Consider the following 25318-nt stretch of genomic DNA (forward strand, 5'->3'; position numbering starts at 1 on the left):
AGAAATGAAACATGGAGAAACTAAAAGCTGTATTAAATCCCAGAGCTATAATTTATGTGGTTTTATGCCTGCTAATCGTTGCAGGGATATGGATCGTTAGCTCTAACCAGGTGACTTCGGGGAGCGAGAAGGTGAACCGCCCGACAGCTTTTATTGAAGCGGACCAAGCGAGTGCGAGCTTTAAAGTAGGCGGGCGGATTACCGAAATTTTTGTTGAGGAAGGGGATCAAGTAAAGAAAGGCGATGTGCTCGCCACGATCGAAAGCGATGAGATCAATGCCAAGGTTGCCCAGGCTCAGGCGGCGGTGGCCGTGACCGAAGGACAGATCGGGCAGGCGGAAGCATCGATTGATGCGGCCAAAACGAAAAAGCAGCAAGGTGAAGGGGCCGTATCGCTTACTGCGGATACGATCAACAAACAAATCGAACAGGCCAAAGCGGTTGTCGATGCGGCACAGGCCAAGGTAGACGCTTTAAAGGCCGGGGCCCGGCCGCAAGAGCTGAAGCAGGCCGAAATCCAAATGGATGCGGCAAGCAAGGCTTATGATATTGCCAAGGATACTTTGACGCGTACGGAGGAGTTGTTTGCCGAGGGTCTGGTCAGTCAGGCGGACCTGGACAAAGCCAAAGCCACCAACATTCAGGCGGAAGCATCCTATAACGCAGCGGTAGAGCAGTATAACATGGCCAAAGAAGGGGCGCGCGTAGAAGAGATTAAAGCCGCCGAAGCCACGCTTAATCAGGCGAAGGCAGCGTTGGCCCTGGCGGAAGCGAACAAGGCGCAGATCGATATCAAGAAACAGGATGTTGAAACGGCCGAAGCGGCCATTCATCAAGCCGAAGCGGCATTACATACGGCTGAGTCCGGCAAACAACAAGCTTCGGCGGCACTGACGGAAGCTGAGACTTATCTTGGCTACACCAAGTTGATTGCTCCATCCGACGGATTTGTCGTTTCGCAATCGGCGCAAGTCGGAGAGATTGTCGGCTCCGGTTTCCCGGTATTCACGATTCAAGAAACCGCCAGCATCAAGACGGCAAAGTTTTACCTGCCTGAGACGGAGATGGCCGGGATCAAAGTGAATGATAATGTCGACATCAAGCTGGTATCGGGCGACAAAATGCTGAAGGGGAAAGTAATTTCCGTGGCTCAGGCCGCAACTTTTGCCTCGCAAAAAGCGACCCAGAATACCGGCGATCTCGATATCCGCTCGTTCGGAATTAAGATAGAGCTGCTGGATCTGCCTTCGGATGTTCCAACCGGAATGACTTTAGAATGGTATGGAAAAAGCGGTGCGACGGCTCAAGACGAAAAAGCGGGTGAAGCCAAGTGAATACCCGGATGACCATAGGCTCCGCGTTAGCGGATGAATGGAAAAAGATCTTTACGGATCGCGTAATATTGGTGATCTTGTTGATAGGCCCTATTTTTTATACGTTTTTCTTTGCGTCACTTTATAGCCACCGTGCGATTACGGATGTTTCGACCGTCGTTTACGATGAGGATCATAGCCAATTAAGCCAGGAGATCATACAGGCGCTGGACGCCCATATGTCGATTAAGATTGTTGGCGAAGTTTATTCCGAAGCCGAGCTGCAACAGACAATCGATGAAGGGAGCGCAAGGGCGGCCGTCGTCATTCCGGCCGGTTTGGATGCGAAGCTGAAGCATGGCACCATAACGCCGGTAATTACATTTGTGGACGGCACAAATCTGATGATCACAAACTCCGTGCTGAAAGGGGCTAACGAAGTTATAGCCACCTACAGTTACGGGGCTTCCTCCAAGAAGCTAATGCAGCAAGGGCTCCAGGATGAGCAGGTCAGCGCCACGATGACAAGTATTCCTTTTAGCTCCAGAACGCTCTATAACCCGACCTTTGACTATGAGGATTTTCTCGTGATCGGGATGGCGGCCACCACCTTGCAGCAAGTCATTCTTATGGCAGGCTCGATGACGATCGCAAGAGAGAAAGAAGAAAAAACATGGGGCAGGTTTGCCGTTTGGAAGCGAAGCCCCTGGAAAATTGCTTTTGTGAAGATGTTTCCGTATTGGATGATTGGCATTCTAAATGTCTTTGTAGTTTTGTCCATCCTTACTTCGGTATATAAATTGTCATTCCGCGGTTCGGTCTGGTCGCTTCTGTTGATCGCCGTTGTCTTCTCATTTACGGTTGCGGCGATAGGGTATGTGCTCAGCCTGATCCTGCCCAATAAAATTACCGCGCTGCAGATTTCCATGCTGGTCGCGTTGCCTTCATTTTCTCTGTCGGGCCATTCCTGGCCGATGGAGGCAATGCCCAAGGTCTTGGCAAATATCGCGCACGGGTTGCCCCTGACTTATTTTCTCGAAGCGCTTCGTACGATTATGTTGAAGGGACTGCCTACCTCCCATATTTTGAACGACTGTATTTCAACGGCCGTGATTGGATTAATTGCTTTATTGGCCGGATTGCTGTACTCCCGGTTCGTTTCATTTAAGAATATAACGGACGACGAGGAGCATTACGAGAGCACAACCCCGGCATTGCCGATTGCTGCTCAACCGGTTAGTGCGGCACCAACGACAACAGTCTCCATGTAGGAAGCTGGATGGGTATAAACTATACTTTTTGGATTAGGAAAGAGAGGAAGCCGGAGTCATGAAAAAATGGATCATTGGTCCGCTGGCGGTTTCGCTGCTGTTTGGTTCTAGTCAGTTTGTATCAGCGGCGAATAATCCGCTTAAAGATTTAAAACGGGTGGACAGCTTAAGTTTAAATTCCGCGATCGATATGGCTGTTGATAATTCTTATAATTTGGCTTTGCTGGGACTTAAATTTAGCGCTTTGGATAATAAACAAGGGGATTTGGAGGCGCAGAAGGACGAATTATCCGTAACCGGTTCGGTATACAAATACAAGCTTCCGACAGATCCGATGGATATTTTGACGGATCCGACCTACCGGATTCCCGAGGACGCCACTCCAGACCAATTATTGTGGTTGGGGACAACGATTGAGGCGAATACGGTGATCAACGGAATGATGGACGGAATAAGTGATATTGTGGACGGAATGAACAAGTTGGTCCGCTCCCAAAGAAATCAGTTGGAAGTCGCAATCGAGCAAATGGATACGAATAAAAAGAAGACCTTGCTGGAAACGGATAAAGCCAGAGAGGGTGCCATCCTGCAAGTCACTTCGCAATATGTTACTCTGCTGTCCGAGAAGGAGCAAATTGCAACCACCAAAGAATATGTTGCTTTGCTTGAGAACGATGTGAGAAGAGCCCAAATCCTAGAAAGCTATGGCGGAGGCTCGAAGGAGAATATTGTGAAGGCGGAGCGCGCCGTTCGGACACAAAACGAGCAGTTGAATATTTTGGAGAAAAAATATCAGGCCGACCTGGTTCAGTTAAGCTATGATTTGGGGATCGAATACAACCCGGATTTGGTGCTTGAGGACATTCCTTTGCCGGAATTACAGCCGGTGGAAAGAAAAGATACCAACAGGATTTTGGCCAAATCTTATGATCTTAAAATGAAAGATAAAGAAATCGACCAAGCGAAGTGGGAAGAAACCCATACGGATACGGCCAGCGATGACGGAGAGGACTTCCTTGAATTAAGCACGAGAATCGCCAAATTGCAGGGTGAACAATTGTATGTTGAACAAGCGAAGAAAGTCGATCAAATTTATAACGACGCGGAAACGGCTTATCTTGGGGCGGTAACGGCCGATAACGAGTATCAGGATGTCCTGTTTGACTATAACAACAATAACATCCGGTATGAGAAAGGCTTTATTTCCGCCTTTGATATGAATAAGCTGAAGTTTACGCTGACGCAAGCCGAAACCAAAGCGAATTTAACCAAGTTGAAGTATTTTGTAATAACCCGCCAAGTTGAAGCCATGGAAAACGGGCTCATCATTTAAACGACGGTCGACATCTATATGCATCAAAACCCTCTTCCATAATGAGGAGGGTTTTTGCTTGTCTTAAACTATCAAACCATCTATCATTATAAATAGTTTAGTAGTTTTAGATGGGAGATGTGTCATGAGCAAAATAAGCTGGAAGACGGCAGCATTGGTGTTGGCAATTGGCGGTGGGATTTTGACGGGCTCGCTTTTGAACATCGAAGCCGAGGGCGCGGGGGTGTCCGGGCAGCCGGGGACATCCGATGATCCGGTCGTGACGAAAAGCTATGTGGACCAAGCCATTAAGCAAGCCTTAGGCGGCGGAGGCGGCACCGTTACAACGCCATCGTCCGGGACTGAAGAGGCGGGCTCAACGGACGGCGGTTCAACCGAAGGGATTGAAATTGTCGATGTGAAACCGGGAGAGATCCTTATCGCTTCCGCGGGGGCCGAATTTATCGTCCGCTCGGGGAAAGCGGTAATATATAGTAAGGATGCCAACGGCGTAGCGGATTTGACGGATGGGGTCGACATTGTGACGGGGGGAACCGTAAACAACAATCATCTGTTGTCCTTTCCGCGGGACGGTCGGGGCATTCAGGTTCGCGAAGGAGACACCCATAATTTAACCGTAATGGTGCGCGGCGGATACCGGATCCTTAAATAAAGAAGCGGCTGCCAGGGTATAATTTTGCCAACGATAACAAACATTAATATGCGTAGCGACGGTCGTCGGGCACCATACTAATCCTGAAGATGAAGATCAAGATCATCAGGAGGTGCTATTTATGGCAAGAAACAACCGCAAGATCGTCCCGGAAAGCCGTCATGTGCTGCAGCAATGGAAATACGAAATTGCCTCGGAGTTCGGATTGCCTGTGGGTGCTGGCTTTTCCGGATCGGCGGACACGGAGTTTGCCGGGGAACTTGGAGCTTTAGGAGCCGGTCAAAGTTATGGGGAATATTGGGGGCATTTGACTTCACGCGAAAACGGCTCTGTAGGCGGCGAAATCACCAAACGCTTGGTAGCTCAGGCGGAACGCAATTTTATGCTTTAATTGTGTAAAATTTCTCATTTATTTTGACATGACTTGCCAAATGCGATAATATGACTTTTGAGGATTGTCAATCAAACCTTTTCCGCCCAGGAAAAGGTTGATTTTTTGCTATGATAAACCACGACTGCGGTGATCCTCGGACGGATTATTTAGCATTCACCATAGGGTACTTTCAGGATTGATACTTAGATGTTTTGCCATACTAATCATGGGGAGGTTGATTTTCATGTCCATCCAAGGACGACACTTATTTACGTCCGAATCCGTTACTGAAGGGCATCCGGATAAGATTTGCGACCAAATCTCCGACGCGGTTCTTGACGCATTCCTGGCGAATGATCCATACGCCCGGGTGGCTTGTGAAGTATCGGTCGCTACCGGTCTGGTGCTCGTGATCGGCGAGATCAGCACAAGATCCGAATATGTCGATATCCCGGCCATTGTCCGGAATACGATCAAAGAGATCGGTTATACCCGCGCCAAGTACGGGTTCGATTCCAACACCTGTGCCGTACTTACCTCGTTAAACGAACAGTCGGCCGATATTGCCCAAGGCGTCAACGCGGCTTTGGAAAACCGGGATCCGGCGCAAGTGGACAAGGAGACGGAAAATATCGGCGCAGGCGACCAGGGCTTGATGTTCGGGTTCGCCACCAACGAGACTCCGGAATTGATGCCGCTTCCGATCGCCCTGTCGCACCGTATTGCGCGCAGACTCTCCGAAGTACGGAAGGACGGTACGCTCGGCTATCTCCGTCCCGACGGAAAAACGCAAGTCACGATTGAATACATCGACGGCAAGCCGAAGCGTGTCGATACGATCGTCGTATCCTCGCAGCATGCCGAAGATATTACACTGGAGCAAATCCAAAGAGATATTAAGGAGCAAGTCATTCTCCCCGTCGTTCCGGCAGAGCTGTTGGACGCGGAAACGAAGTACTTCATTAACCCGACGGGCCGTTTCGTCATCGGCGGGCCTCAAGGGGACGCCGGCTTGACCGGACGCAAAATTATCGTCGATACCTATGGCGGTTATGCTCGTCATGGCGGGGGTGCTTTTTCCGGGAAGGACCCGACGAAAGTGGACCGCTCCGCAGCCTATGCCGCCCGTTATGTGGCGAAGAACCTCGTAGCCGCCGGGCTGGCCGACAAAGTGGAAATCCAACTGGCTTACGCCATCGGGGTAGCCAATCCCGTTTCCATCAATGTCGATACGTACGGTACGGGGAAAGTGCCTGAAGAGAAGCTGGTCGAGCTGGTTCGCGGTAATTTTGACCTTCGTCCGGCCGGCATTATCCGCATGCTTGATCTCCGCCGACCGATTTACCGCCAAACGGCGGCGTATGGCCATTTCGGCCGTACGGACATCGATCTCCCTTGGGAGCGTGTGGACAAGGTAGAAGCCCTCAAAGCACAAGCGGGGCTGTAAGTTCAACTTAAATAGAAGGATACCGACTTCAAGTGTTGAAGACGGTATCCTTTTCTCTTTTAGACACAAGACTTGGCTCAAGGTATGGTATAATAAATCTAAATTTGTAAGAAGGAGGAATCACGATGGAAGAGAAGCTGGATTTAATTTTAAGCGAACTTGGTATTATTAAAAGTGGACAAAGTGTAATGAAAGATGAAGTTAATGGCATTAACAAACGGCTCGACAGACACGAAGGTTTGATTATGCAGCTCATTAATATCGTGAAGTCGACCAACGAGAAGCTCGCGATTGTTAAAGAGGATGTTACCGTCATTAAACAAGATATGGCGAGCCTAAAAGAAGCTGTCTCGCAATCTCGGGAGAATATCAGCCGCCAGGACCGGATTCTCGAATCATTGGCTATGCGTTCCCTGGAGCAGGAAACGAGAATCCGCGAGATGAAACGAGCGGCTATGTAACGAACGTTCAAATTCAATCCAGCGCATCCCTTTTGAGCGAAGCACGAGCAAAAGGGTTATTTCTGCTGCATCGAATCGCCGTGCAAGGAAACCCCATAATCCGCCGGCTTATTTTGCGCTGAGTACATAGGGCCAGCGGCTATCTCTACGACCCTGTCCAGCTTGAACACCATTTCCCCTCGATCGTCGACCTCCTGCCTTTTGCCGGAACGCGTAAGCTCTGACCCAATAGTTCCTTTCTCGATCCCGTTTCTGACTAATTCATAATGAAGCGTTTTATCCCCGAAGCCAACCCGGGTGGGGCGAAGCCAGCCTTTGGTGCATAACGCTTGCATCATGGAAACCGCGGTCCCCTCGTCGGTGTTAAGGTGATGAGCCACTTCCCCGGGATGAAGCGGACGCGATGAGCATAGCGCCAGACGGACCACCTCCATTTCGGCGAACAAGGGGGTTTCGGCTGACTGCGGCTTGGCCTGATATCGGCAGATCAACATTTGCAGCAAGTATCGGCATAGCTCGGGCCGGTTGATGACATCGTCTTCGGCAAATGAAATGACCCGGAATCCTAGCGTTTGCAGGTATAATTCCCGGCTCAGCCCGCAGGAGAAATGGCTGCGGCCATCTTCCTGAACATCCGGAACAAATCGTTTGACTTCGATCGCATATTTTACCTGACCCGGCAGATAAGCAAAGTCCACGGAAAAGGGTTCCCCGCACCAGTCGCGAACTTCAAACTCCGGGCATAAATATTCCAAGCTTTTAAACAGCGGCCACCATACATTTCTGAGAAATATCAAGTTCTTGCGTCCCCGTCCTCTAGCATGCGGTGTCTTTCGTTCTTCTGCCTCTCCGCAAAAGTGGGATTTTACAAATGCCTCGTATGCGGTTTCAAATTTTCCGTTCATACTACAAAACCCTCCCTCTAAAAAATTGTCCAACAAGCAAAAAAGTCCTAACCCTCTGAATCATGCATTCAGAAAGTTAGGACGTTCTTCGTCACTGTAAAGTATAATTATAGTAATATGTATATAATAATCCAATTCATAAGATAGTCAATGCTAAACATCTCAGACTTTCCCATTATTCATGAAATTTGCTTTTTTTCGTAACTTTTCCGGCTAATTGTAGTCTATTAATTATGTACTAGATTCCGCGGGAGCGCATAACCCGGGATAAAAGACTGCAATAAAGATGGGAGAGTAGCAGACAAAAATGGTTGTAAAAAGAGAGGAAGCCGGAAGCAAAGCGAAAGTGGTGCGTCTTGCGGCAAAGCATGGGAAAAAGCTGATACTTGTCTCTTTGGCGGGATTGATCTGGATTCAGCCGGTAGCTTTATTGGAACCTTTCGGAAAGTCGGCGCAAACCGCGTATGCGGCAGAAGGCCAGACGGTCCGGTTAAGTGAAGAGAATATTACGTCAGGTGCGAAGCTGGTAAAATATCAATATACAACAACGCGTTCGGGCAAGCAGGTGAAGGTGCTGGCCGATGTGATCGAGGTTGATTTGAGCAACCCTTACGTCCAATTGGATGTGATGACCGGGAAAGGCGGACAGGTGACGACGCGGCAATCCGTAGAGGGAATGGCCAAGGAGACCGGCGCGGTCGCCGGGGTGAACGGGGATTTCTTCGCCACGGGCGGCCAAGGGGTACCGATGGGCGCCGCCGTGTCCCAAGGAGAACTGGTAACCAGCCCGGCGCAGTTGGAAGGCATGTTTACTTTTGCGGTAACCGCCGACAACAAGCCGGTGATCGACCGCTATGGCTTCTCCGGCACGGTAATGGCCGAGGACGGCTCGACATTCCCGCTTACAGGGATCAACCAGGAATCCTACAAGACGGAGCCAGACGGCAGCTACAGCCACGTAAACAAAATGTTTATTTATACGAGTGCATGGAAATCCGAGGAACGGCCGAAAGCGAGCGGAACGACGCCGACCGAGGTGCTGGTGCAAGGCGGGATTATTCAGCAAATTTCCTATAAATCGGCGATTGTCGGCACCGTGCCGTCGGACGGGTACATCCTCCGCGCCCACGGCGAAGCGGCCGAATATATTATGTCCCATATGCAGGTAGGGCAGCGGGTAGATACTTCTTACCGTTTGGTTTCCCAAACCAGCGGACAGGAAGTCGATCCGTCGGGCTTCAAAATGATGATCGGCGGGCATACCCTTCTGGTGGATGGAGGGAAGGCGTCGTCCTTTACGCGTTCCACGACATCGATCAGCGGCAGCAGCGCGGTCGCGCGGACAGCGGTCGGTTATTCCCAGGACGGTACCAAAGTCTATATCGTCACGGCGGAGAAGAACGAATCCAGCTCGGGATTGACTTTGGCCGAATTGCAGAAGTTTATGACGAGCATCGGCGTCTGGAAAGGCGTCAACCTGGACGGCGGCGGCTCGACGACCATGGTTACCCGCCCGCTTGCCGAAACGGAGGCGGAACTGACATATACGACCTCCAACGGCTCGGCGGGGCAACGGGCCGTAGCCAATGGTTTGGGAGTATACAGCACGGCGCCTCAAGGCGCCCTGAAGGGTCTTAAAGTCAGCGGTTCGTCAACCTTGATGATCGGACAGACCGAAGGTTATACCCTGAAAGGTTACGACACGTACTATAATCCGGTGGACGCCTCGGGAATTCAGGCGACCTGGAAGGCCGACAACGGCAACGTAACCTGGACGGGAGACGGGTTCAAGGGCGTTAAAGCGGGAACGGCGCAAATTACCGCGGTCAGCGGCGATTCCAAGGACAGCATGAAGGTCACTGTGCTGGGCGGTTCGGATTTAAGCAGCCTGACGCCGGTGACGACCTACGCTTCCCTGGAAGCGGGGGCAACCATTTCCGTACCGGTAACGGCCAAGCTGAAGGATGGCCGTACGGTCGATGTCCCGGATGAATCGATCAAATGGCAATTTACCGGGATGAAGGCGAGCGTACAGGACGGAGTGCTGAAGGTCGAGTCCGTGAACAGCGGGGCCAAGGTGGCTTATGCCACGCCGACCTACGACGGATTCAGCGGCACGCCGATCGTTCTGTCCGCCTCGGAAGAGCAGGTATGGGAGAGCTTCGAGAATGTGACCTACCCGGTATCGTTTACAGGGCTCCCTGCCGAAGCGGCGGGAACGGCCGCAGTGGTGCAGGGGACGGGAGAACGCGAGAAATCCAAGGTACTGAAACTGGATTATGATCTTACGGGAGGCACCGGCAATAAATTCGGATACGCACAGCTCAATGGAACGACGGGCAAAACGATTCCTGAGGGCGCCACATCGATGGCTATCGATGTGCTGGGCGATGCCAGCCTGAACTGGCTGCGGGCCGAGTTCGCGGATGCCGACGGCAAGAGCGTGTATGTGGACCTCGCCCGACCGTTAGATTTTACCGGTTGGAGAACGATTACCGTTGATCTTACGTCCAGTGCCATCAAGCATCCGGCCAATTTGAAGCGGCTGTATGTCGTCAATCTGGAGGACGGTCAGGACGAGCGGGCTTTGACGGGAAGCGTATCTTTTGATAATATCCGGTTTACGGCCCCCGTTACGGATGGCGGGGACGGGTTGCCCAGCGTGAAGGCGACGATGGTGATCGGCCAGAAGAGCATGACCGTAGACGGCAAGAAGCAAACGCTTGACGCGGCGCCAGTATTGAAAGACAACACCACATACGTTCCGATAAAATATGTTTTGGATGCCTTTGGCGGGCAAGCAACATGGAATGCGACCGCGAAAAAAATAACGGTAACGCGCGGCACAACCGTGCTGGAGTTGACGGTAGGGAAGAAACAATATTTGTTAAACGGATCGGCAAAACAGTCCACAGTATCCCCGATGATTGTAAACGGCAGGACTTTGGTCCCGCTCCGTTTGGTTTCTGAGCAATTGGGCATTCTCGTAAATTGGGAGAAGAATACCAAAACTATCACCCTTCAATCATGATATGATAAGCTCGGAATATATGGATACTTGGAATGGAGAAGGTTGAAGTGGCAGAATATCAAGCTGATGCAATTGACCGTGTTATCAAAAACGCCGTAGGCGTCATGGAGAACAGCAAGCTGCAAATCCTTGAGATCCTGGATGCTGCGCGCAATGAGCTGAATACGCTCAATAAGGAATTGCAGCAAGTGATCAAGGAGACGGCAGAGACCGTGGAAAAGGTCGATCAACTTGAAATCAATTATCGTCGATCCCGCATCCGGCTGACGGAAGTCAGCCGGGATTTTGTGCGGTATAAGGAAGAGGACATCAAGCAAGCCTACGAGAAGGCCACCCAGCTTCAACTGGATCTGTTGATTTTTCGGGAAAAGGAAATGTATTTGAAGGCCCGCCGCGATGAATTGCAGAAACGGGCCCGCAATGTCGAAAAATCCGTGGAACGCGCGGAAACGGTCAGCTCGCAGCTCGGAGTCGTGCTGGAGTATTTGTCCGGCGAATTGGGGCAGGTTACGCGGATTCTGGAATCGGCTAAAAACCGGCAGATGATCGGGCTCAAGATTATTTTGGCCCAGGAAGAAGAGCGCAAGCGGATTTCGCGGGAAATCCACGATGGTCCCGCGCAATTGCTCGCAAATCTAGTTCTTAGGACGGAAATTGTTGAAAGAATGCTCGCTAAGCAGGAATTTAAGATGGTGCAGGACGAAATAATAGATTTGAAGGGACAGGTCCGCTCCAGTCTGGAAGAAATGCGGAAGGTGATTTTCAATTTACGGCCGATGGCTTTGGACGACCTCGGTCTGATTCCGACCTTGCGCAAATATGTACATGATTTTGAAGAAAAGACCAAGATCCGGACCACCTTTGAAACAAGAGGTAAGGAGCACCGGATGTCTTCCCCTATGGAGGCAGCGATATTCAGACTGGTCCAGGAAGCTCTCAGTAATGCAGCCAAGCATGCCTGCCCTACCTATGTCGGTGTAGATATCACTTATCAAGCCCAAATGGTCAGAATTGTCGTTCAGGATAACGGCCTTGGATTCAAGGTCGACCAATTGGAGCAGAAGACAAAGGAACATACCCATTTCGGATTGATCGGTATGAGGGAACGGGTGGAATTGCTAGAAGGAAGAATGGAAATCGAGTCAACAGCGAATATGGGCACAAAAGTTATAATCCACATTCCGACTAACGCAGAAAAGAGAAAGGAGTACCAGGATGGATAACCTGAATTCTAACAGCAGACAAAAAATTAAAGTACTCTTGGCCGACGACCATCAATTATTTCGTGAGGGTCTGAAGCGAATATTGAATATGGAGGAAGATATCGAAGTCGTCGGTGAATGCGGCGACGGCGCCCAGGTCCTGGAATGCTGCCAACAGTTTCACCCGGAAATCGTGCTGATGGATATCAACATGCCGATCCTCAACGGGGTCGACGCTACGGCCGAGCTTCGCGAAACGCTCCCCGAAGTGAAGATCATCATCCTGTCGATTCATGACGATGAAAGCTATGTTTTTGAGACCTTGCGCAAAGGGGCGACCGGGTATTTGCTGAAGGATATGGAAGCCGAATCCCTGATCAACGCGATTCGTACCGTGGCCGAGGGCAATGCCTTTATCCACCCGAAGGTAACGGGCAAGCTGATTCAACAGCTTCGCCGGATGGAATATTTAAGCGAGACGGGCGCGATTGCCGAGGATAATGCGATCCGCGAAGCCGGCGTTAAATTTGTGGCCGGCGAAGATAATCCGCTGACCCGGCGCGAAGCCGAGGTGCTCCGACTAATGGCCGAAGGGCGCAGCAACAAGATGATCGGCGAGCATCTGTTCATCAGTGAGAAAACGGTCAAGAACCATGTCAGCAGTATTTTGCAAAAAATGGATGTGGATGACCGTACCCAGGCGGTAATTAACGCAATTAAATTTGGTTGGGTTACCCTGTAACGGAATTCAATTTCGTGTTCCGGGCGAACAAGGGCTTTTTTATGCAAAAGAATGCCATTTTTTACTGGATCATGAAATTTGAGGACCTCTTGCATAAACAAAGTCAGTGGGGCTGCTTACATATCGATGTGTAAATTTGTGGCTTGATTGAAGTGCGAGCGCGAGCCAGGAACCGAGTTCCCTATGGCGGCATATATTGTCGTTATAAAAGGAAAGTTCAATAAGCGGGATTTTATGTACGCCTGCTATTGACTTTCTTACTAGGGAAAGGGTGGTGTCCATGGTTTCCTATGTCGGTTGGATTCTGCTCTGCTACGGTTCAGCGGCGGTGCTCGTACATTTCATGTACGGTTTCCTCCCCCGGAAAAGACCGGAAAACGGGAAGAAACTGCATTATATTTTGGTGACCCACAATCACGGGAATCAAATGGAGTGGTATTTGAGAGCCTTATCATGGTATGCGCGGCTGCATGGCGAGTCCATCAAGGTCACGGTATTGGATGAGGCGTCCCGGGATGATACACTGGCCATCATCGAGCGGCTGCGGGATCAGGCGGGAATTGAGCTTACAACTATCGGCTTGAAGACGGTGGGCGAAGATGAGGTAACCAGGCACTCTGCTGCTTTAGCGGAGGAAGAGGTTAAAGTGCATGTCGATCTTCGCGTCCCGCAGGAGGCGGCCAAGATTCCATATGTACAGGCGTAAACGGTATTTGCGGCGGTTTGAATTTCATATGCGGAAACAATGGAAAGTGTGAAGCACACTCTTTAACGGCGAGAGCCGGGAGTGTGCTTTTTTGTTTTTTTGACACATACGGATATTCCCAAAACAGGGATATATTTAAACATAATAGATTTATCAGATTAATTATTGATTTGAAAAGGAGGGGCAGTATGAGAGCTTGCGTGTATGCGATCAGTCTGGATAAGGGATGGCAATTAAGGATTAGCCTGGATTACAAGATTGACCTTTGGTGGTGGCTTCAAGGAAAACACAGCTATGAAGGCGGACAGAGGGAGCTTAATGAGGTTAAGGCGATTATTATGCTGGCCGCCTCCATGCCGCTCGGCCGGGCGGTCTATCTCCGCGACGGATTTCAGGGCTCGGCGGCAATGGACCGGTGGAGTCCCCGGGAATGGTTGGAGTACATAGAAGCGAAATTAAAGCGGGAGCCGGGAGCGGAGCAGGGGGGAAGAGACCGCAAGGCGCGGCTTGAACTGGAGACGCCCCGCTTGCTGTGGATGAAGGGGAAGCAAGCCGATGTGGCGTTTGCGGATATAGACCCGCAAACGCTGCTAACCGGGGCGTCGCGGATTGCGGACGCGCTGGAGGGCAGGTCGCTGCTGGAAGCGGAGCTGCAGCAGCTGCTTGCGGAGCGCCTGCCGGAGCTCGGCCCGGCCTGGCGCTCTGCGGTTCAGCTCGCGCACCTGCAAGGGCGCGTGCAGCTCACCTCGGGCGTCGGCCCTGCGGGCGACGCCCTGCCGGGTGTGGCGGCCCGCCGCGCCGGCGGGCGGGCCGCGGGCTTGCGCTGCCGACGCTGCGGCAGCGCGGTGCAAAGCCGCACGCCCTGCGGGTCGTGCGGCTCCGGCGGCTGCGCCTACTGCGAGGCCTGCCTCGCGCTGGGGCGCAGCCGCTCCTGCGCGCTGCTGCTGCGCGGCAGCAGCGCCGGGGCCATGCCCGCGCCGGCCGCAGGCGGCGCGGCGGAGAGCCCCACCGGGTCCCTGCTGGACCGGTGGGGCCTGAGCCCGGCGCAGCGCGAAGCGGCCGGGGCCGCGCTGCGCTTTCTGGCGGCTGCGCGGGAACCTCAGCCGCAGCCCCCACGGCGGCGTCCCTCTATGCAAGCACAGCGCCCCGCTTCCGCCGCCGTTGCCCCTTACGACGCGGCTGTGGCAGGCCGCCCGCTCCGAACGCCGCTCCGCCGCCTGCTTCCGCTGCCCGGCTTGCTCCGGCGCGCAGCTTTCGCAGGCCCGGCGGAAGCTTCGCCCCGCCCGCCCCGCTTCCTGCTCTGGGCGGTCACCGGCGCGGGCAAAACAGAAATGATCTTCCCGCTGCTGCGTTATGTGCTGGACTGCGGCGGCCGGGCGCTTGTAGCCACGCCGCGGCGCGACGTCGTGCTGGAACTGGCGCCGCGGATCGCCAAAGCCTTCCCGGACGATCCGGCCGTAGTTCTGTACGGAGGAAGCCCGCAGCGGTGGCACGAGAGCCGCCTGTTTTTGGCGACGACCCACCAGCTTATGCGGTTCTATCACGCATTTGATCTGGTTATCATCGACGAACTGGACGCGTTTCCTTACCACAATGATCCGATGCTGGCCTACGCCGCCGAGAACTGCTGCAAGCCGGGCGGCAGGTTCATCTTCCTTTCGGCAACGCCGCCGGCAAAAATGCAGCGGGAAGTCAGGACAGGCCTTCTGCCTCACGCCAAGGTACCGGCGCGCTTCCACGGTCACCCGCTCCCGGTTCCGAGCCGGATCGCCATGGCGTCTGTGGAAGCCTGCCTCAGACGGCGAACATTTCCTCGGCCTTTGCTGTCGGCGCTGAAATTCTCGCTTCACCGCGGCGCCCAGGTTTTTGTTTTCGTTTCCCGCATTCGCCACATCGATCCGGTTGTAGAACTGCTGCGGAAGCAGTTTCCGGGGGTTCCCGTTGAAGGGACCTCCTCAAAGGATGAGCATAGAGCCGATCATGTCCTGAGTTTCAGGGCGACAACAATCAGGCTTTTGGTGACGACCACGATATTGGAACGCGGGGTGACCGTACCCAAAAGTGATGTATACATCCTCGATGCGGACAGCGAGCTTTTTGACGAGGCTTCATTAGTCCAGATGGCCGGCCGGGCGGGCAGATCCAAGGATGATCCGCAAGGTGCGATCGTGTTTGTCTCGCCGGAGTGGACGAAGTCCCAACGGGGCGCCGTACGGCAGATCCGCGCGATGAACGCTGCGGCGCGCAAGAAAGGTTTTCTTAATGAAGAAGGGGAGGTTGTAAACGGATGACGAGCGCACGGTACAGTTATAACGAAAATGTGAAGATCAATAGAGAACGGAGACGTATATGGAATCGGAACCGGCCGGTAGACCATGATGGTGGGGGCTCTCGATGCGAAAGCGCTCAAGGCTTGGAGGATGTGGGATTAGTTGAAGAACAGTTAGTGGTGTCCCCCTACTCCCGAATCGATTGGGACAGCGCGAAAGAGGCAATGCTGTCGCCGCTGCATAATCTGCTGGCTCCTCCCGGCCTGCCATGTCTTACCTGCGGTAAGATGATTTCAAACAAAACCCAAGGCTATCCCGAAATTTGTTCTTCCTGCTATGCTTCCATCCCTTGGATCAAGCATCCTCGATGCGAGATTTGCGGCCGGCATGTCGGGTGCCCCGATTGCAGCCGAGAAGGCAGGGCGCCGAGATATTATGTGTTGAACCGAAGCGCTGTTTCCTATAATGCGACCATGAAGGAATGGCTTGCCCAGTATAAATTCAGAGGCAATGAGGCGCTAGGGACGATCCTGGCCCGGATGACCGGGAAGGCTGCGCTGCAAATGGCTCGGGAACTCGGCGAGCAAAAGCGTCAAAGGAGCTCTCGGTTCGATGCCGTCACTTATGTGCCGGTAAGCAATGACCGGATGCTTGAGCGGGGCTTCAATCAGGCCGAACAACTCGCGGCGGGGGCGGCTTCCGTGCTAGGGTTGCCGCTCTTGGAGCTGCTCGAACGTACGCAGCATACCGAGAAGCAAAGCTTCAAAAACCGTTGGCAGCGCCTCCGGGATTTGCAGGGTGTTTTTGGTTCTGCACCGGATGCGGAGGACAAGCTGACTTTTGCGTTGAATAATCCGAAACGGTGCGGATTTCCCTTTTCCATTTTTGCAACCGGGGCCTTTGATTATAGCGAAGATTACACAACAGGTCCCGTAAGACTGCTGCTTATAGATGATGTGTACACTACAGGGAGTACGGTGAATGCGTGTTCCGCCGTGCTTCGGAAATTGTGCTTATCCCTTGGGCGTCCGGCCGAAATCTACAGTCTGACTTGGGCGCGTTCCTGAAAAACATTGGACGAATTTCCCCAAATAGGGTAATCTTATTTGCAGAACATGTTATTTTTTTGAAAGGACGATCATCCGTATGGAGATGAATCTAGGGAACTGCCCGCGCTGCGGGAGACTGTTTGCCAAAAATTTCAGAGACATCTGTCCATCTTGCGTAAAAGAGATCGAACAGGAATATGAGAAATGCGTCAAATTTTTACGCGAGGAGAAGACCGCCACGATACAAGAGGTGGCTGACGCCACTGAAGTATCCATTCGTCAAATCACCAAATTTATCAAAGAGGGCCGTATTTCGATCGCGAATAACCCCAATATGATGTATCCGTGCGAGGTGTGCGGAGTTCTTATCCGCGAGGGCAATATGTGCGACTCCTGCCGGGGACGCCTTACCCGCGATTTGAGCGCAGCCGCGAGAGAAGAGGCACACGGATCGGCCCAAGGCAGGGATGACGACCGAAACGGAGGCGGCGCCTACGGGGTTGTCGACAAATTCCGAGGTCCGTCGCGTTAGAAACCTTCATATATTGGCATAATATTCTTCACAATCCAATGGTTCGCTATTAAATATGATTCAAGACACGCCGATAAACTTAGTAAAGATTATCGGCTTTTTTATTTGGGAAGGAAAGGTGAAACCCATGAAAATCAATGAGACCGGACGGATCGGGGCCATCAACAATTATCAGCGGCAAATTGAAACGCAGCGCAAGGACCTGGACAGCAAGACCCGCCGCAAGGACGAGGTATCCATCTCGACGGAAGCCCAGGAGCTCTTGAAGGCCCAGGAAGGATCCATCGACAGCTCGCGTTTGGAGCGTATCGCAGACTTGAAGCAGCAGGTTTCTTCGGGAACTTATAATGTGGATGCCGGGAAATTGGCCGAGAAGCTGGTTCCGTATTTCAAGTCTTTTTTTACCGATAAATAGGGGGCGGCTATGGCTATACAGCAATTGATTGACTCGCTTTACGAGCTCAATGAAGTTCACCTGACGATGATTAAATGCGGGGAGTCCAAGAAGGAAGCCATTATGGCAAATGATATGGAGACGCTGATCGGAATCATGAATCAGGAGTCGAAAATTATGAAGCAAATCTCCAACCTGGAAGAGCAGCGGCTGGATGCCTGTCAGGCTTTCCTGCGAGAGAAGGGGATAAAGTCCAGGCTAAATCTCAATCTTACGGAGCTGACCAGGCTTGTGTTTGATCCCGCGGAGAAAGAGGCTCTTAAGAATGTACAGGCCGCTCTCTCCTGGACCCTGCAAGAACTGAAGAGATTGAATGATCTCAATCAGAAGCTGATCGAGCAATCCCTTGCTTTTGTGAATTACTCTATCGAACTGCTTGGCGCGCCGCCGGAGCAAGAGGCTACTTACAAGCCGCCGACCGATAAATATTCTGGCTCGAAGGGACCTGGTTATTTCGACGCCCGAGCTTAAACGAACAAGGAGGAACTTATGGCATCGACATTTCACTCGATAGAAACCGCGAAGCGGAGCTTGTTTACGCAGACGGCCGCATTAAATACAACAGGGCACAATATCGCGAACGCGAATACGGACGGGTATTCTAGACAGACGGTTAAAATGAGCGCGGCCCGCCCATTGGAAGCATACGGGGTAAGCCGCTCCGTCACAGCCGGTCAGCTTGGTACAGGTGTCGAATTCAATTCGATTGAACGAATTCGAGAACAGTTTTTGGATGAGCAGTTCCGAAACGAAAATAAGGCGCTTGGTGCATGGAACATTCAATATGATACGCTCGATAAGTTGCAAACGATTATTAATGAGCCTTCCGATACAGGGATTAGTTCATTGGTGAACAAATTCTGGAGCGCATGGTCCGATTTGAGTAAAGACCCCGAAAATATTACAAACCGAAAAATCGTTAAGGAAACGGCACTTGCTCTAACCGATGCTTTAAACCATACCGCCAAACAACTCAATGATTTGAATTCTGATTTGACAACTAATATTGCGGTTAATGCCTCGGACATGAACTCAATGCTTTCTTCAATTGCGGATTTAAATCGTCAGATTGCCCGAATTGAAGGTCTTGGCGATAATGCAAATGACCTCCGTGATCAAAGAGATTTATTGACGGATCAGTTATCCAGTTTGGTAAATATTGAGGTGACTGAGCTGCCGGATGGATATCAGATTACAATGGGTGGACAACTTCTTGTTACCGGGGAAACAACAACTGCGGTTACAGCAGATTTGCTGCAAAACGCTTATTCGGCAGGTAACTTAAATAGCGGCGAAATCTACGGAATGATCTATTCCCGCGATAATTATGTGAAGAGTTACCAGACCCAGCTTGATACTTTTGCGAATGCGTTAGTAAACGGGGACATCACCGTCACTATTCCGGCAGGTACGATTCTGCCCGAAGGTACTGAACTCAACGGGCAACGATACGAAGGGGACAGTCGTACCTTGGCGACCGATTTAACGGTTACGATTAAAGGTATCAACGCCTTGCATAAACTGGGATATAACGCTAACGATGGTACGCCTGTTGCGGGTGGTGACTTTTTTACCGCGAAGGATGGCGGAACAACAATTACGGCGGGCAATATTACTCTAAGCCAGGCTATTATAGACGATCCGAGTTTGATTGCTACCTCGCTCAGAACGACCGGAGCCGGTACATCAGAAACCGTGGTAAAAGGGAATAATGGTCTTGCTCTGCTTATGGCTGATTTAAAAGATGTCAAGTTTTCATTCGGCAATCAAACGGCTACCTCAACTATTGATGATTATTTCAAAGCAATAGTTGGCCAGGTTGGGGTGCAAGCCAATGAAGCCAAGCGTCAGGCAGACAACGCACTTATACTTACCGACCAGGTAAACGCAAAACGTCAATCCGTTAGTGGTGTATCGCTTGACGAGGAAATGTCGAACATGATCATGTTCCAGCATGCCTACTCGGCCGCAGCTCGTTTTATGACCACCTTTGATGAAATGTTGGACAAACTCATTAACGGAACCGGGATGGTTGGACGTTGATGTTTAACTCTCAGATTTTTTAGGAGGTCGAATAATTTATGGCACTACGCGTTACGTCAAATATGATGAGCACTCAGGTTCTTCGTAATTTGAATCGAAATTTGTACAAAATGTCCGAACAGCAGAATCAGCTATCCACCGGACGGAAACTGAACAAGCCTTCTGACGATCCTGTTGGAGTGACTTATGCCCTCCGCTATCGTTCCGAATTGTCAGCGAACGATCAGTATAGCCGGAATGTGGATACGGCTCTTGGATGGTTGGATACAACTGATTCTGTGATGTCCCAGGCAGAAGAAGTAATGAATCGGCTCAAAGAACTTGTGGTCCAAGCAAGTAATGGGACAAATCCGGAAAGTGCGTTAAGCAGTATCGAATCGGAGATTCAGGAACTCAAAGAACAATTGGGCGATTTGGGAAACACCCAAATTAACGGGAAATATATTTTTAACGGGCAAACCTACGATATTAAACCTTATGATTCTAATAATCCGGATTCCTATGCATCCGTAGTTACCGATCCCAAAGGTGTGGAATACACAGTGGGACAAGGAGTTACCTTCCAAATCAATACCTCGGGAAATGACTTTTTTGGCGGGAAGGATGATACGGATAATGTGTTCAGCATTATAGACAGATTATCCGATGCTTTGAAAAATAGCCGCTTTGACGATATCAACAGTGAATTGGAGAATATTGACTCCCGTTTGAATACTATGGTATCTGTACATGCAGAAACAGGGGCTCGTACGAACCGTGTGGAATTGATGCAAAATCGGTTAAGCAACGAGAATTTAAGTCTTACTGAGCTCCAGTCTAAAACAGAGGATGCGGATATTGCCGAACTGATGATTCAGGCAAATGTAACCTCTAATATTTACGAGGCTTCTTTATCGGCCGGTGCAAAAATTATTACTCCGAGCCTGGTGAATTTTATTAGCTAACATTATATACTGCTTATTAATGGAGCTATGAACTAAAAGGTTCATGGCTTTTTTAATATAAGGAGGAACCAGATAAATGGTCACCCAAGCCCAAAGTGAAGTGAAGGTAAGCGAAGATGAGGTATACACATTCCGCAAAGGGATCCCCGGATTTGAACAATACTCAGAATTTACGATTTTTCGTCACGACGAGCACTTTTCGTTTCTCCAGTCCATGGAGGAAGAAGAGGTAGCCTTTATTATTATTAACCCATTTTCATTTTTTCCTGACTATGAGTTTGAATTAAGCGATACGGATCTAGAAGAACTCCATATTAATAGTGAGAGTGAAGTTGCCGTGCGGACGATTGTAACTTGGGGGGACGAATTAACCAAGGTTACAACCAATTTGATGGCTCCTCTTGTATTTAATGTAGAGGAGAGAATTGGTAAACAAATTGTTTTGAATAGGAGCAATTATACAACCAAGCATTTTCTTCACTTAGGGGGAAGAACAACGGCGGGCGGTGACAGTTCATGCTAGTGCTAAGTCGTAAAAAAGGCGAATCGATTATAATATCCGATAATATTGAACTTGTTGTTTTAGAGGTAGAAGGGGATACCGTAAAGCTAGGAATTCAAGCTCCAAAAAATGTCGAGATTCACCGGAAAGAAATTTATATAGCCATTCAGAAAAGTAATGTTGAAGCCTCCAGTGGCCGAAAAGCTCTGTTGCAAAAATTAAACGATTGGAAAGAAAAATAAGATGTGACTGTCAGGAGAATGAAATGTGAAAATTGCTTATTTCATTATGGCGCACCATAAGCCTAACATGCTGCTTAGGCTGCTAAATGCCGTATATGCAGAGGACAATATTTATCTTATTCACATCGATTCGGGAGCGGATGCGGAGCTCCATCAACTTGCTTATAATTTGTCTGATAGTAATCCCAATATTCGAATTCTCCCACCCAGATTTCTGTCTTGGGGCGGATGGTCGCTGGTACAAGCTGAACTTGATGCTATGACATACTTACTCAACTGGGATATGGAGTGGGATTACTACATCAATCTAAGTGGACAAGATTTTCCATTAGTCAAGCAGCAGCAAGTTAAAGATTTTTTGTCAAAATCGATAGGATCAAACTATTTGAGATCGAAACCGACAAGATCGGTCCCCAAACAATTGGAGTTGACACAGAACCACTATCACGTGGAAGATTGCGGGAAAATACTGAATATGGGGAAACGGAAGCCCTTCGAGGAATATTTTGCTCCTCATATTGAGCCTCACTACGGCTCCCAATGGAAAATGATTACCCGTTCATTTGCCGAATATGCGACAACCTCCTATCTATCATTTGATATGCAGGATTATTTCCGATATACCCTTATTCCCGATGAAGCGTTCTTTCAAACGCTTATTTTAAACAGTGACTTTAAAACAACGCATATTAATAATTACCATAGATTTATTAACATGGAAGAATATGAACACGCCTTATATAGACCGGCAATCATAACAATGGATTATTTGTATAGTTTGTTTAACAGTGATGCATTATTTGCCAGAAAATTCGATGAATCCGTTGATTCTAAGGTACTGGATTTTATTGAACATACGCTTGGAATTAAATGATTCTTTGCCTTACCACGAAAGTTTTTTTAAAAAAATGTGTTAATCCCTAAAATAATCGAGTAGGACTTCCGATATAACGAATAGAAAGGTTTAAACCGGGCGGCCGACCTTTAAACCGATCACCACAAGGACGTGGGCTAATCCAATTTCAGGGAGGAAATTATCAATGATTATCAACCACAATATTAACGCATTGAACACTCATCGCAATATGGGTCTGAACAACGTAGCTGCAGGCAAGAACATGGAGAAATTGTCTTCCGGTCTCCGCATCAACCGCGCTGCTGACGATGCAGCCGGCCTGTCGATTTCCGAAAAAATGCGCGGCCAAATCCGCGGTTTGGAACAAGCGCAACGGAACACGCAAGACGGTATTTCTTTTGTACAAACCGCTGAAGGTGCATTGAACGAAGTAAGTGCTATGCTCGTTCGGATGAAAGAACTGAACGTTCAAAGTGAAAACGGAACTTATCAATCCACTGATACAGGAAACATCGATTCCGAGTTGGAACAACTGCAGTCGCAAATCAACGACATTCTCAGCAATACAAAATTTAACGGTGTTAATATTACTAGCTCGATCAGTATTACTACAAATGACAATGGTGGTTCCATTGCTATTGAGGCTCTTTCCTTCACTAGCTTGTCGGCTACCGACCATGCTACGGTCAGTGAAGCAATTACGAGCGTAGCAACGGCTCGCGGTACGCTTGGTGCTTACCAAAACCGTCTGGAGTACACATCCAACAACTTGGGTACTACAGTAGAAAACCTGACTGCTTCCGAGTCCCGTATTCGCGATACGGACATGGCGAAGGAAATGGTTGCTCTCACGAAGAACAACATCCTGCTGCAAGCTTCGCAAGCTATGTTGTCCCAAGCCAATTCCCAACCGCAAGGCGTACTTTCCTTGCTGCGTTAATTTTTCGCTTATCATTAAGAGCCGCCAATCGGGCGGCTCTTTTTTTTGCGTTTTATCTATAACATTGAATTTAAAAACTGCCGATATATAGAGTAAATTAATCTTGATGTAAACGGAGGTTGTATCGATGAACATTTCGGGATCAGCAACTTCGAATTCACCGGTAACAGGTCCTGTACAGACTGATAAAACCGGAATATCGGCAGCTGCAAATGCTGTTCCTACATTGAATACATCCGAGATGAGCAGAAAAGAAGTAGAGACGGCGATCAACCAGGGGAACAAAGTATCCATTGGCGAAAAGCAGCTGATTCAGGCTATTGAACGTGCTTTAAAAGCCATGCAGGGTCCTTCCACTATGTTAGAAGTTTCAGTTCATGATAAAACACATGCCATTATGGTGAAAGTGCTGAATAAGGATACTGGCGAAGTTATTCGGGAGGTTCCACCGGAGAAGACGTTGGACCTTGCCGCTAAAATGATGGAAATAGCCGGCCTTCTTATCGACGAAAAGGTATAATTAGGAGGGGAAATTGTGAGAATTAGTGGATTTTCTTCAGGGTTAGACATTGACAGTATGGTAAAAGAGTTAATGCAAGCCAAACGCGCTCCCTTAGATAAATTAAATCAGCAAAAACAACTTCTGGATTGGAAAAGAGAGGCGTATCGTGAACAAAGCACCAAGATGGTAAGCTTTATTAATGATAAGCTCTCCAGTCTCAAAAGCACCTTTTCCATGCAGGCTAAAAAAGCTGAGATCACGGGTGATACTGGAGCAGTCAGCGTCTCGGCTTCGAATAGCGCAAGCAATTTGCCAATCGATGTAACAGTAACGAGTGTAGGTACGGCCGCAGGGACAGAAATTAAGTTTGCCGGAAAAACGCGTGATAGTTTGATGAGTGATGTGTTGGGAACCACTGATTCGACTACTATAGTAATCAATGGTAAAGATGTAGTTATTTCAGATCCGGCGAATACGAGCATTCAATCTTTTGTAACTCAAATTAATAAACAAGCCGGAAGCGAGGTTAATGCTACCTTTGATAGCGCGACTGGAAAACTGGTCATCACTTCCAAAATAGTTGGTGCTAGCAGCGATATTCAAATATCAGATAATTTGCTTAGTAAAGGTGAAGTAAAGAATATAACTCAAAGTGATCCTGAGTTTTCTATAAACGGGGTTTCTTCAACGGAACTCATTGCTAACGGTGCCGTAAAAATAGATCCAAACAATTCTAACGTGATTACTTATGACGGAATGCAGATCATTCTAAAAGGAACGGGTACAGTTAATATTCAAACAAAACCCGACACAGATAAACTTGTAGATGCAGTGAAATCCTTTATTTCGGATTACAATACCTTGATCAGCGCAATGAATTCTGCGGTAAATGAAGAGCGTTATCGTGATTATGCGCCATTGACGGATGACCAGAAGGCGGAAATGTCGGAAGACGATATTAAGCTCTGGACAGAAAAGGCTCAGAGCGGGATGCTCAAGAGAGACGATATTATTTCCAGTGTCGTCAGTGGAATGCGAACGGCTTTAACTAGTAAGGTTAGTACTGCGGAAGGCGACTTTTCAATCTTTAGCTTAGGGATATCCACGGGGAAATGGAATGAAGGCGGCAAGCTGGTTATTGAGGATGAAGATCAGCTAAGACAGATGATTGAGCTCAATGCGGATCAAGTAATCAGCTTTTTCTCCGGGGTCGGTACATCCGTAACATCGGAAGATAAGAAAAAAGGCATACAATATAATGAGGACACGGGTATTTTTAACCGTTTAAGCAATTTGCTGAATGATGGACTTAATCGTCTCGCAGAAAGAGCGGGAACATCCAGAATCAGCAGTGATTTGAATAGTTCGTTTTTGGCATCCAGTACAATGGGAATGGAGAGCAGGGATCTCGAGAATCGGATTAAGGATATGAAGAATAAATTGACTCGACTGGAAACTAACTATTATAAACAATTTACAGCAATGGAGACGGCGATTAATAAATATAATGCTCAATCCGGCAGTTTGTCCAGCTTTTTAAGTTAGAGG

At 49.5% G+C, this 25318-nt stretch carries 25 protein-coding genes; 24 read left to right on the forward strand and 1 reads right to left on the reverse strand.

Annotated features, from left to right (window positions below):
- The first annotated feature begins 11 nt into the window (after window positions 1-11).
- The 7 genes from V3851_RS19695 to V3851_RS19725 all read left to right on the forward strand — a co-directional run bounded on the left by V3851_RS19695 (window position 12) and on the right by V3851_RS19725 (window position 6850).
- Complete coding sequence (locus tag V3851_RS19695) at window positions 12-1334, forward strand: HlyD family secretion protein (RefSeq protein ID WP_331848273.1); 1323 nt, start codon at window positions 12-14, stop codon at window positions 1332-1334.
- Window positions 1331-2584, forward strand: coding sequence for an ABC transporter permease (locus tag V3851_RS19700; RefSeq protein ID WP_331848274.1), 1254 nt, complete (start codon window positions 1331-1333; stop codon window positions 2582-2584). The genes V3851_RS19695 and V3851_RS19700 overlap by 4 nt, the downstream gene beginning before the upstream one ends.
- A gap of 58 nt (window positions 2585-2642) precedes the next feature.
- A complete protein-coding gene (locus V3851_RS19705) occupies window positions 2643-3917 on the forward strand; it encodes a TolC family protein (protein ID WP_331848275.1) in 1275 nt (424 codons plus the stop codon).
- 124 nt (window positions 3918-4041) lie between these two features.
- A complete protein-coding gene (locus tag V3851_RS19710; RefSeq protein WP_331848276.1) occupies window positions 4042-4569 on the forward strand; it encodes a hypothetical protein in 528 nt (175 codons plus the stop codon).
- Between the two features lie 121 nt (window positions 4570-4690).
- The gene (locus V3851_RS19715; RefSeq protein ID WP_331848277.1) at window positions 4691-4960 is read left to right on the forward strand and encodes an alpha/beta-type small acid-soluble spore protein; all 270 of its coding nucleotides are present in this window, start codon (window positions 4691-4693) and stop codon (window positions 4958-4960) included.
- A gap of 226 nt (window positions 4961-5186) precedes the next feature.
- Complete coding sequence (metK, locus tag V3851_RS19720; RefSeq protein WP_331848278.1) at window positions 5187-6389, forward strand: methionine adenosyltransferase; 1203 nt, start codon at window positions 5187-5189, stop codon at window positions 6387-6389.
- Between the two features lie 125 nt (window positions 6390-6514).
- On the forward strand, window positions 6515-6850 hold the full coding sequence (locus tag V3851_RS19725) for a hypothetical protein (protein ID WP_331848279.1): 336 nt from the start codon (window positions 6515-6517) through the stop codon (window positions 6848-6850).
- A gap of 56 nt (window positions 6851-6906) precedes the next feature.
- Here V3851_RS19725 and V3851_RS19730 read toward each other — a convergent pair whose 3' ends face one another.
- Window positions 6907-7755: a hypothetical protein gene (locus tag V3851_RS19730; protein WP_331848280.1), complete on the reverse strand. Its 849-nt coding sequence runs from the start codon at window positions 7753-7755 to the stop codon at window positions 6907-6909.
- A gap of 307 nt (window positions 7756-8062) precedes the next feature.
- Here V3851_RS19730 and V3851_RS19735 point away from each other — a divergent pair, with 307 nt between their 5' ends.
- From V3851_RS19735 to fliD, 17 genes are all read left to right on the forward strand, one after another.
- A complete protein-coding gene (locus tag V3851_RS19735; protein WP_331848281.1) occupies window positions 8063-10786 on the forward strand; it encodes a stalk domain-containing protein in 2724 nt (907 codons plus the stop codon).
- A gap of 47 nt (window positions 10787-10833) precedes the next feature.
- On the forward strand, window positions 10834-12009 hold the full coding sequence (locus V3851_RS19740; RefSeq protein ID WP_331848282.1) for a sensor histidine kinase: 1176 nt from the start codon (window positions 10834-10836) through the stop codon (window positions 12007-12009).
- Entirely contained in the window at window positions 12002-12730 is a 729-nt protein-coding gene (locus V3851_RS19745; protein ID WP_331848283.1) for a response regulator transcription factor, read from the forward strand. Before V3851_RS19740 ends, V3851_RS19745 begins: the two co-directional genes overlap by 8 nt.
- 280 nt (window positions 12731-13010) lie before the next feature.
- The gene (locus tag V3851_RS19750) at window positions 13011-13436 is read left to right on the forward strand and encodes a hypothetical protein (protein WP_331848284.1); all 426 of its coding nucleotides are present in this window, start codon (window positions 13011-13013) and stop codon (window positions 13434-13436) included.
- A gap of 188 nt (window positions 13437-13624) precedes the next feature.
- The gene (locus V3851_RS19755) at window positions 13625-15727 is read left to right on the forward strand and encodes a helicase-related protein (RefSeq protein WP_331848285.1); all 2103 of its coding nucleotides are present in this window, start codon (window positions 13625-13627) and stop codon (window positions 15725-15727) included.
- Entirely contained in the window at window positions 15724-16773 is a 1050-nt protein-coding gene (locus V3851_RS19760) for a ComF family protein (RefSeq protein WP_331848286.1), read from the forward strand. Before V3851_RS19755 ends, V3851_RS19760 begins: the two co-directional genes overlap by 4 nt.
- 85 nt (window positions 16774-16858) lie before the next feature.
- Complete coding sequence (locus V3851_RS19765) at window positions 16859-17287, forward strand: TIGR03826 family flagellar region protein (RefSeq protein ID WP_331848385.1); 429 nt, start codon at window positions 16859-16861, stop codon at window positions 17285-17287.
- Between the two features lie 127 nt (window positions 17288-17414).
- Window positions 17415-17702, forward strand: coding sequence for a flagellar biosynthesis anti-sigma factor FlgM (gene flgM / locus V3851_RS19770; RefSeq protein WP_331848287.1), 288 nt, complete (start codon window positions 17415-17417; stop codon window positions 17700-17702).
- Between the two features lie 9 nt (window positions 17703-17711).
- Complete coding sequence (locus V3851_RS19775) at window positions 17712-18212, forward strand: flagellar protein FlgN (RefSeq protein ID WP_331848288.1); 501 nt, start codon at window positions 17712-17714, stop codon at window positions 18210-18212.
- An 18-nt stretch (window positions 18213-18230) separates the two neighbouring features.
- Window positions 18231-19784, forward strand: a complete 1554-nt coding sequence (gene flgK, locus V3851_RS19780; RefSeq protein ID WP_331848289.1) for a flagellar hook-associated protein FlgK — start codon at window positions 18231-18233, stop codon at window positions 19782-19784.
- A gap of 38 nt (window positions 19785-19822) precedes the next feature.
- Window positions 19823-20728, forward strand: coding sequence for a flagellar hook-associated protein FlgL (gene flgL / locus V3851_RS19785; protein ID WP_331848290.1), 906 nt, complete (start codon window positions 19823-19825; stop codon window positions 20726-20728).
- 76 nt (window positions 20729-20804) lie between these two features.
- The gene (gene fliW / locus V3851_RS19790; protein ID WP_331848291.1) at window positions 20805-21251 is read left to right on the forward strand and encodes a flagellar assembly protein FliW; all 447 of its coding nucleotides are present in this window, start codon (window positions 20805-20807) and stop codon (window positions 21249-21251) included.
- On the forward strand, window positions 21245-21472 hold the full coding sequence (csrA, locus tag V3851_RS19795; RefSeq protein WP_331848292.1) for a carbon storage regulator CsrA: 228 nt from the start codon (window positions 21245-21247) through the stop codon (window positions 21470-21472). The genes fliW and csrA overlap by 7 nt, the downstream gene beginning before the upstream one ends.
- 25 nt (window positions 21473-21497) lie before the next feature.
- Entirely contained in the window at window positions 21498-22346 is an 849-nt protein-coding gene (locus tag V3851_RS19800; RefSeq protein WP_331848293.1) for a beta-1,6-N-acetylglucosaminyltransferase, read from the forward strand.
- A 166-nt stretch (window positions 22347-22512) separates the two neighbouring features.
- Window positions 22513-23268, forward strand: a complete 756-nt coding sequence (locus V3851_RS19805) for a flagellin N-terminal helical domain-containing protein (protein ID WP_331848294.1) — start codon at window positions 22513-22515, stop codon at window positions 23266-23268.
- A gap of 127 nt (window positions 23269-23395) precedes the next feature.
- Window positions 23396-23788 (forward strand): flagellar protein FlaG, encoded by a 393-nt coding sequence (locus tag V3851_RS19810; RefSeq protein WP_331848295.1) that lies wholly within the window; start codon window positions 23396-23398, stop codon window positions 23786-23788.
- A 15-nt stretch (window positions 23789-23803) separates the two neighbouring features.
- Window positions 23804-25315, forward strand: a complete 1512-nt coding sequence (fliD, locus tag V3851_RS19815) for a flagellar filament capping protein FliD (protein ID WP_331848296.1) — start codon at window positions 23804-23806, stop codon at window positions 25313-25315.
- Window positions 25316-25318: the final 3 nt, after the last annotated feature.

The sequence above is a fragment of the Paenibacillus haidiansis genome, assembly GCF_036553665.1.
Taxonomy (GTDB): Bacteria; Bacillota; Bacilli; order Paenibacillales; family Paenibacillaceae; genus Fontibacillus; species Fontibacillus haidiansis.

Bases quoted from the DNA above. Each gene is read 5' to 3' on its own strand.
- V3851_RS19695 (WP_331848273.1), top strand. From the start codon at position 12: ATGGAGAAACTAAAAGCTGTATTAAATCCCAGAGCTATAATTTATGTG.
- V3851_RS19705 (WP_331848275.1), top strand. From the start codon at position 2,643: ATGAAAAAATGGATCATTGGTCCGCTGGCGGTTTCGCTGCTGTTTGGT.
- V3851_RS19710 (WP_331848276.1), top strand. From the start codon at position 4,042: ATGAGCAAAATAAGCTGGAAGACGGCAGCATTGGTGTTGGCAATTGGC.
- V3851_RS19715 (WP_331848277.1), top strand. From the start codon at position 4,691: ATGGCAAGAAACAACCGCAAGATCGTCCCGGAAAGCCGTCATGTGCTG.
- metK (WP_331848278.1), top strand. From the start codon at position 5,187: ATGTCCATCCAAGGACGACACTTATTTACGTCCGAATCCGTTACTGAA.
- V3851_RS19725 (WP_331848279.1), top strand. From the start codon at position 6,515: ATGGAAGAGAAGCTGGATTTAATTTTAAGCGAACTTGGTATTATTAAA.
- V3851_RS19730 (WP_331848280.1), bottom strand. From the start codon at position 7,755: ATGAACGGAAAATTTGAAACCGCATACGAGGCATTTGTAAAATCCCAC.
- V3851_RS19735 (WP_331848281.1), top strand. From the start codon at position 8,063: ATGGTTGTAAAAAGAGAGGAAGCCGGAAGCAAAGCGAAAGTGGTGCGT.
- V3851_RS19745 (WP_331848283.1), top strand. From the start codon at position 12,002: ATGGATAACCTGAATTCTAACAGCAGACAAAAAATTAAAGTACTCTTG.
- V3851_RS19750 (WP_331848284.1), top strand. From the start codon at position 13,011: ATGGTTTCCTATGTCGGTTGGATTCTGCTCTGCTACGGTTCAGCGGCG.
- V3851_RS19755 (WP_331848285.1), top strand. From the start codon at position 13,625: ATGAGAGCTTGCGTGTATGCGATCAGTCTGGATAAGGGATGGCAATTA.
- V3851_RS19760 (WP_331848286.1), top strand. From the start codon at position 15,724: ATGACGAGCGCACGGTACAGTTATAACGAAAATGTGAAGATCAATAGA.
- V3851_RS19765 (WP_331848385.1), top strand. From the start codon at position 16,859: ATGAATCTAGGGAACTGCCCGCGCTGCGGGAGACTGTTTGCCAAAAAT.
- flgM (WP_331848287.1), top strand. From the start codon at position 17,415: ATGAAAATCAATGAGACCGGACGGATCGGGGCCATCAACAATTATCAG.
- V3851_RS19775 (WP_331848288.1), top strand. From the start codon at position 17,712: ATGGCTATACAGCAATTGATTGACTCGCTTTACGAGCTCAATGAAGTT.
- flgK (WP_331848289.1), top strand. From the start codon at position 18,231: ATGGCATCGACATTTCACTCGATAGAAACCGCGAAGCGGAGCTTGTTT.
- flgL (WP_331848290.1), top strand. From the start codon at position 19,823: ATGGCACTACGCGTTACGTCAAATATGATGAGCACTCAGGTTCTTCGT.
- fliW (WP_331848291.1), top strand. From the start codon at position 20,805: ATGGTCACCCAAGCCCAAAGTGAAGTGAAGGTAAGCGAAGATGAGGTA.
- csrA (WP_331848292.1), top strand. From the start codon at position 21,245: ATGCTAGTGCTAAGTCGTAAAAAAGGCGAATCGATTATAATATCCGAT.
- V3851_RS19805 (WP_331848294.1), top strand. From the start codon at position 22,513: ATGATTATCAACCACAATATTAACGCATTGAACACTCATCGCAATATG.
- V3851_RS19810 (WP_331848295.1), top strand. From the start codon at position 23,396: ATGAACATTTCGGGATCAGCAACTTCGAATTCACCGGTAACAGGTCCT.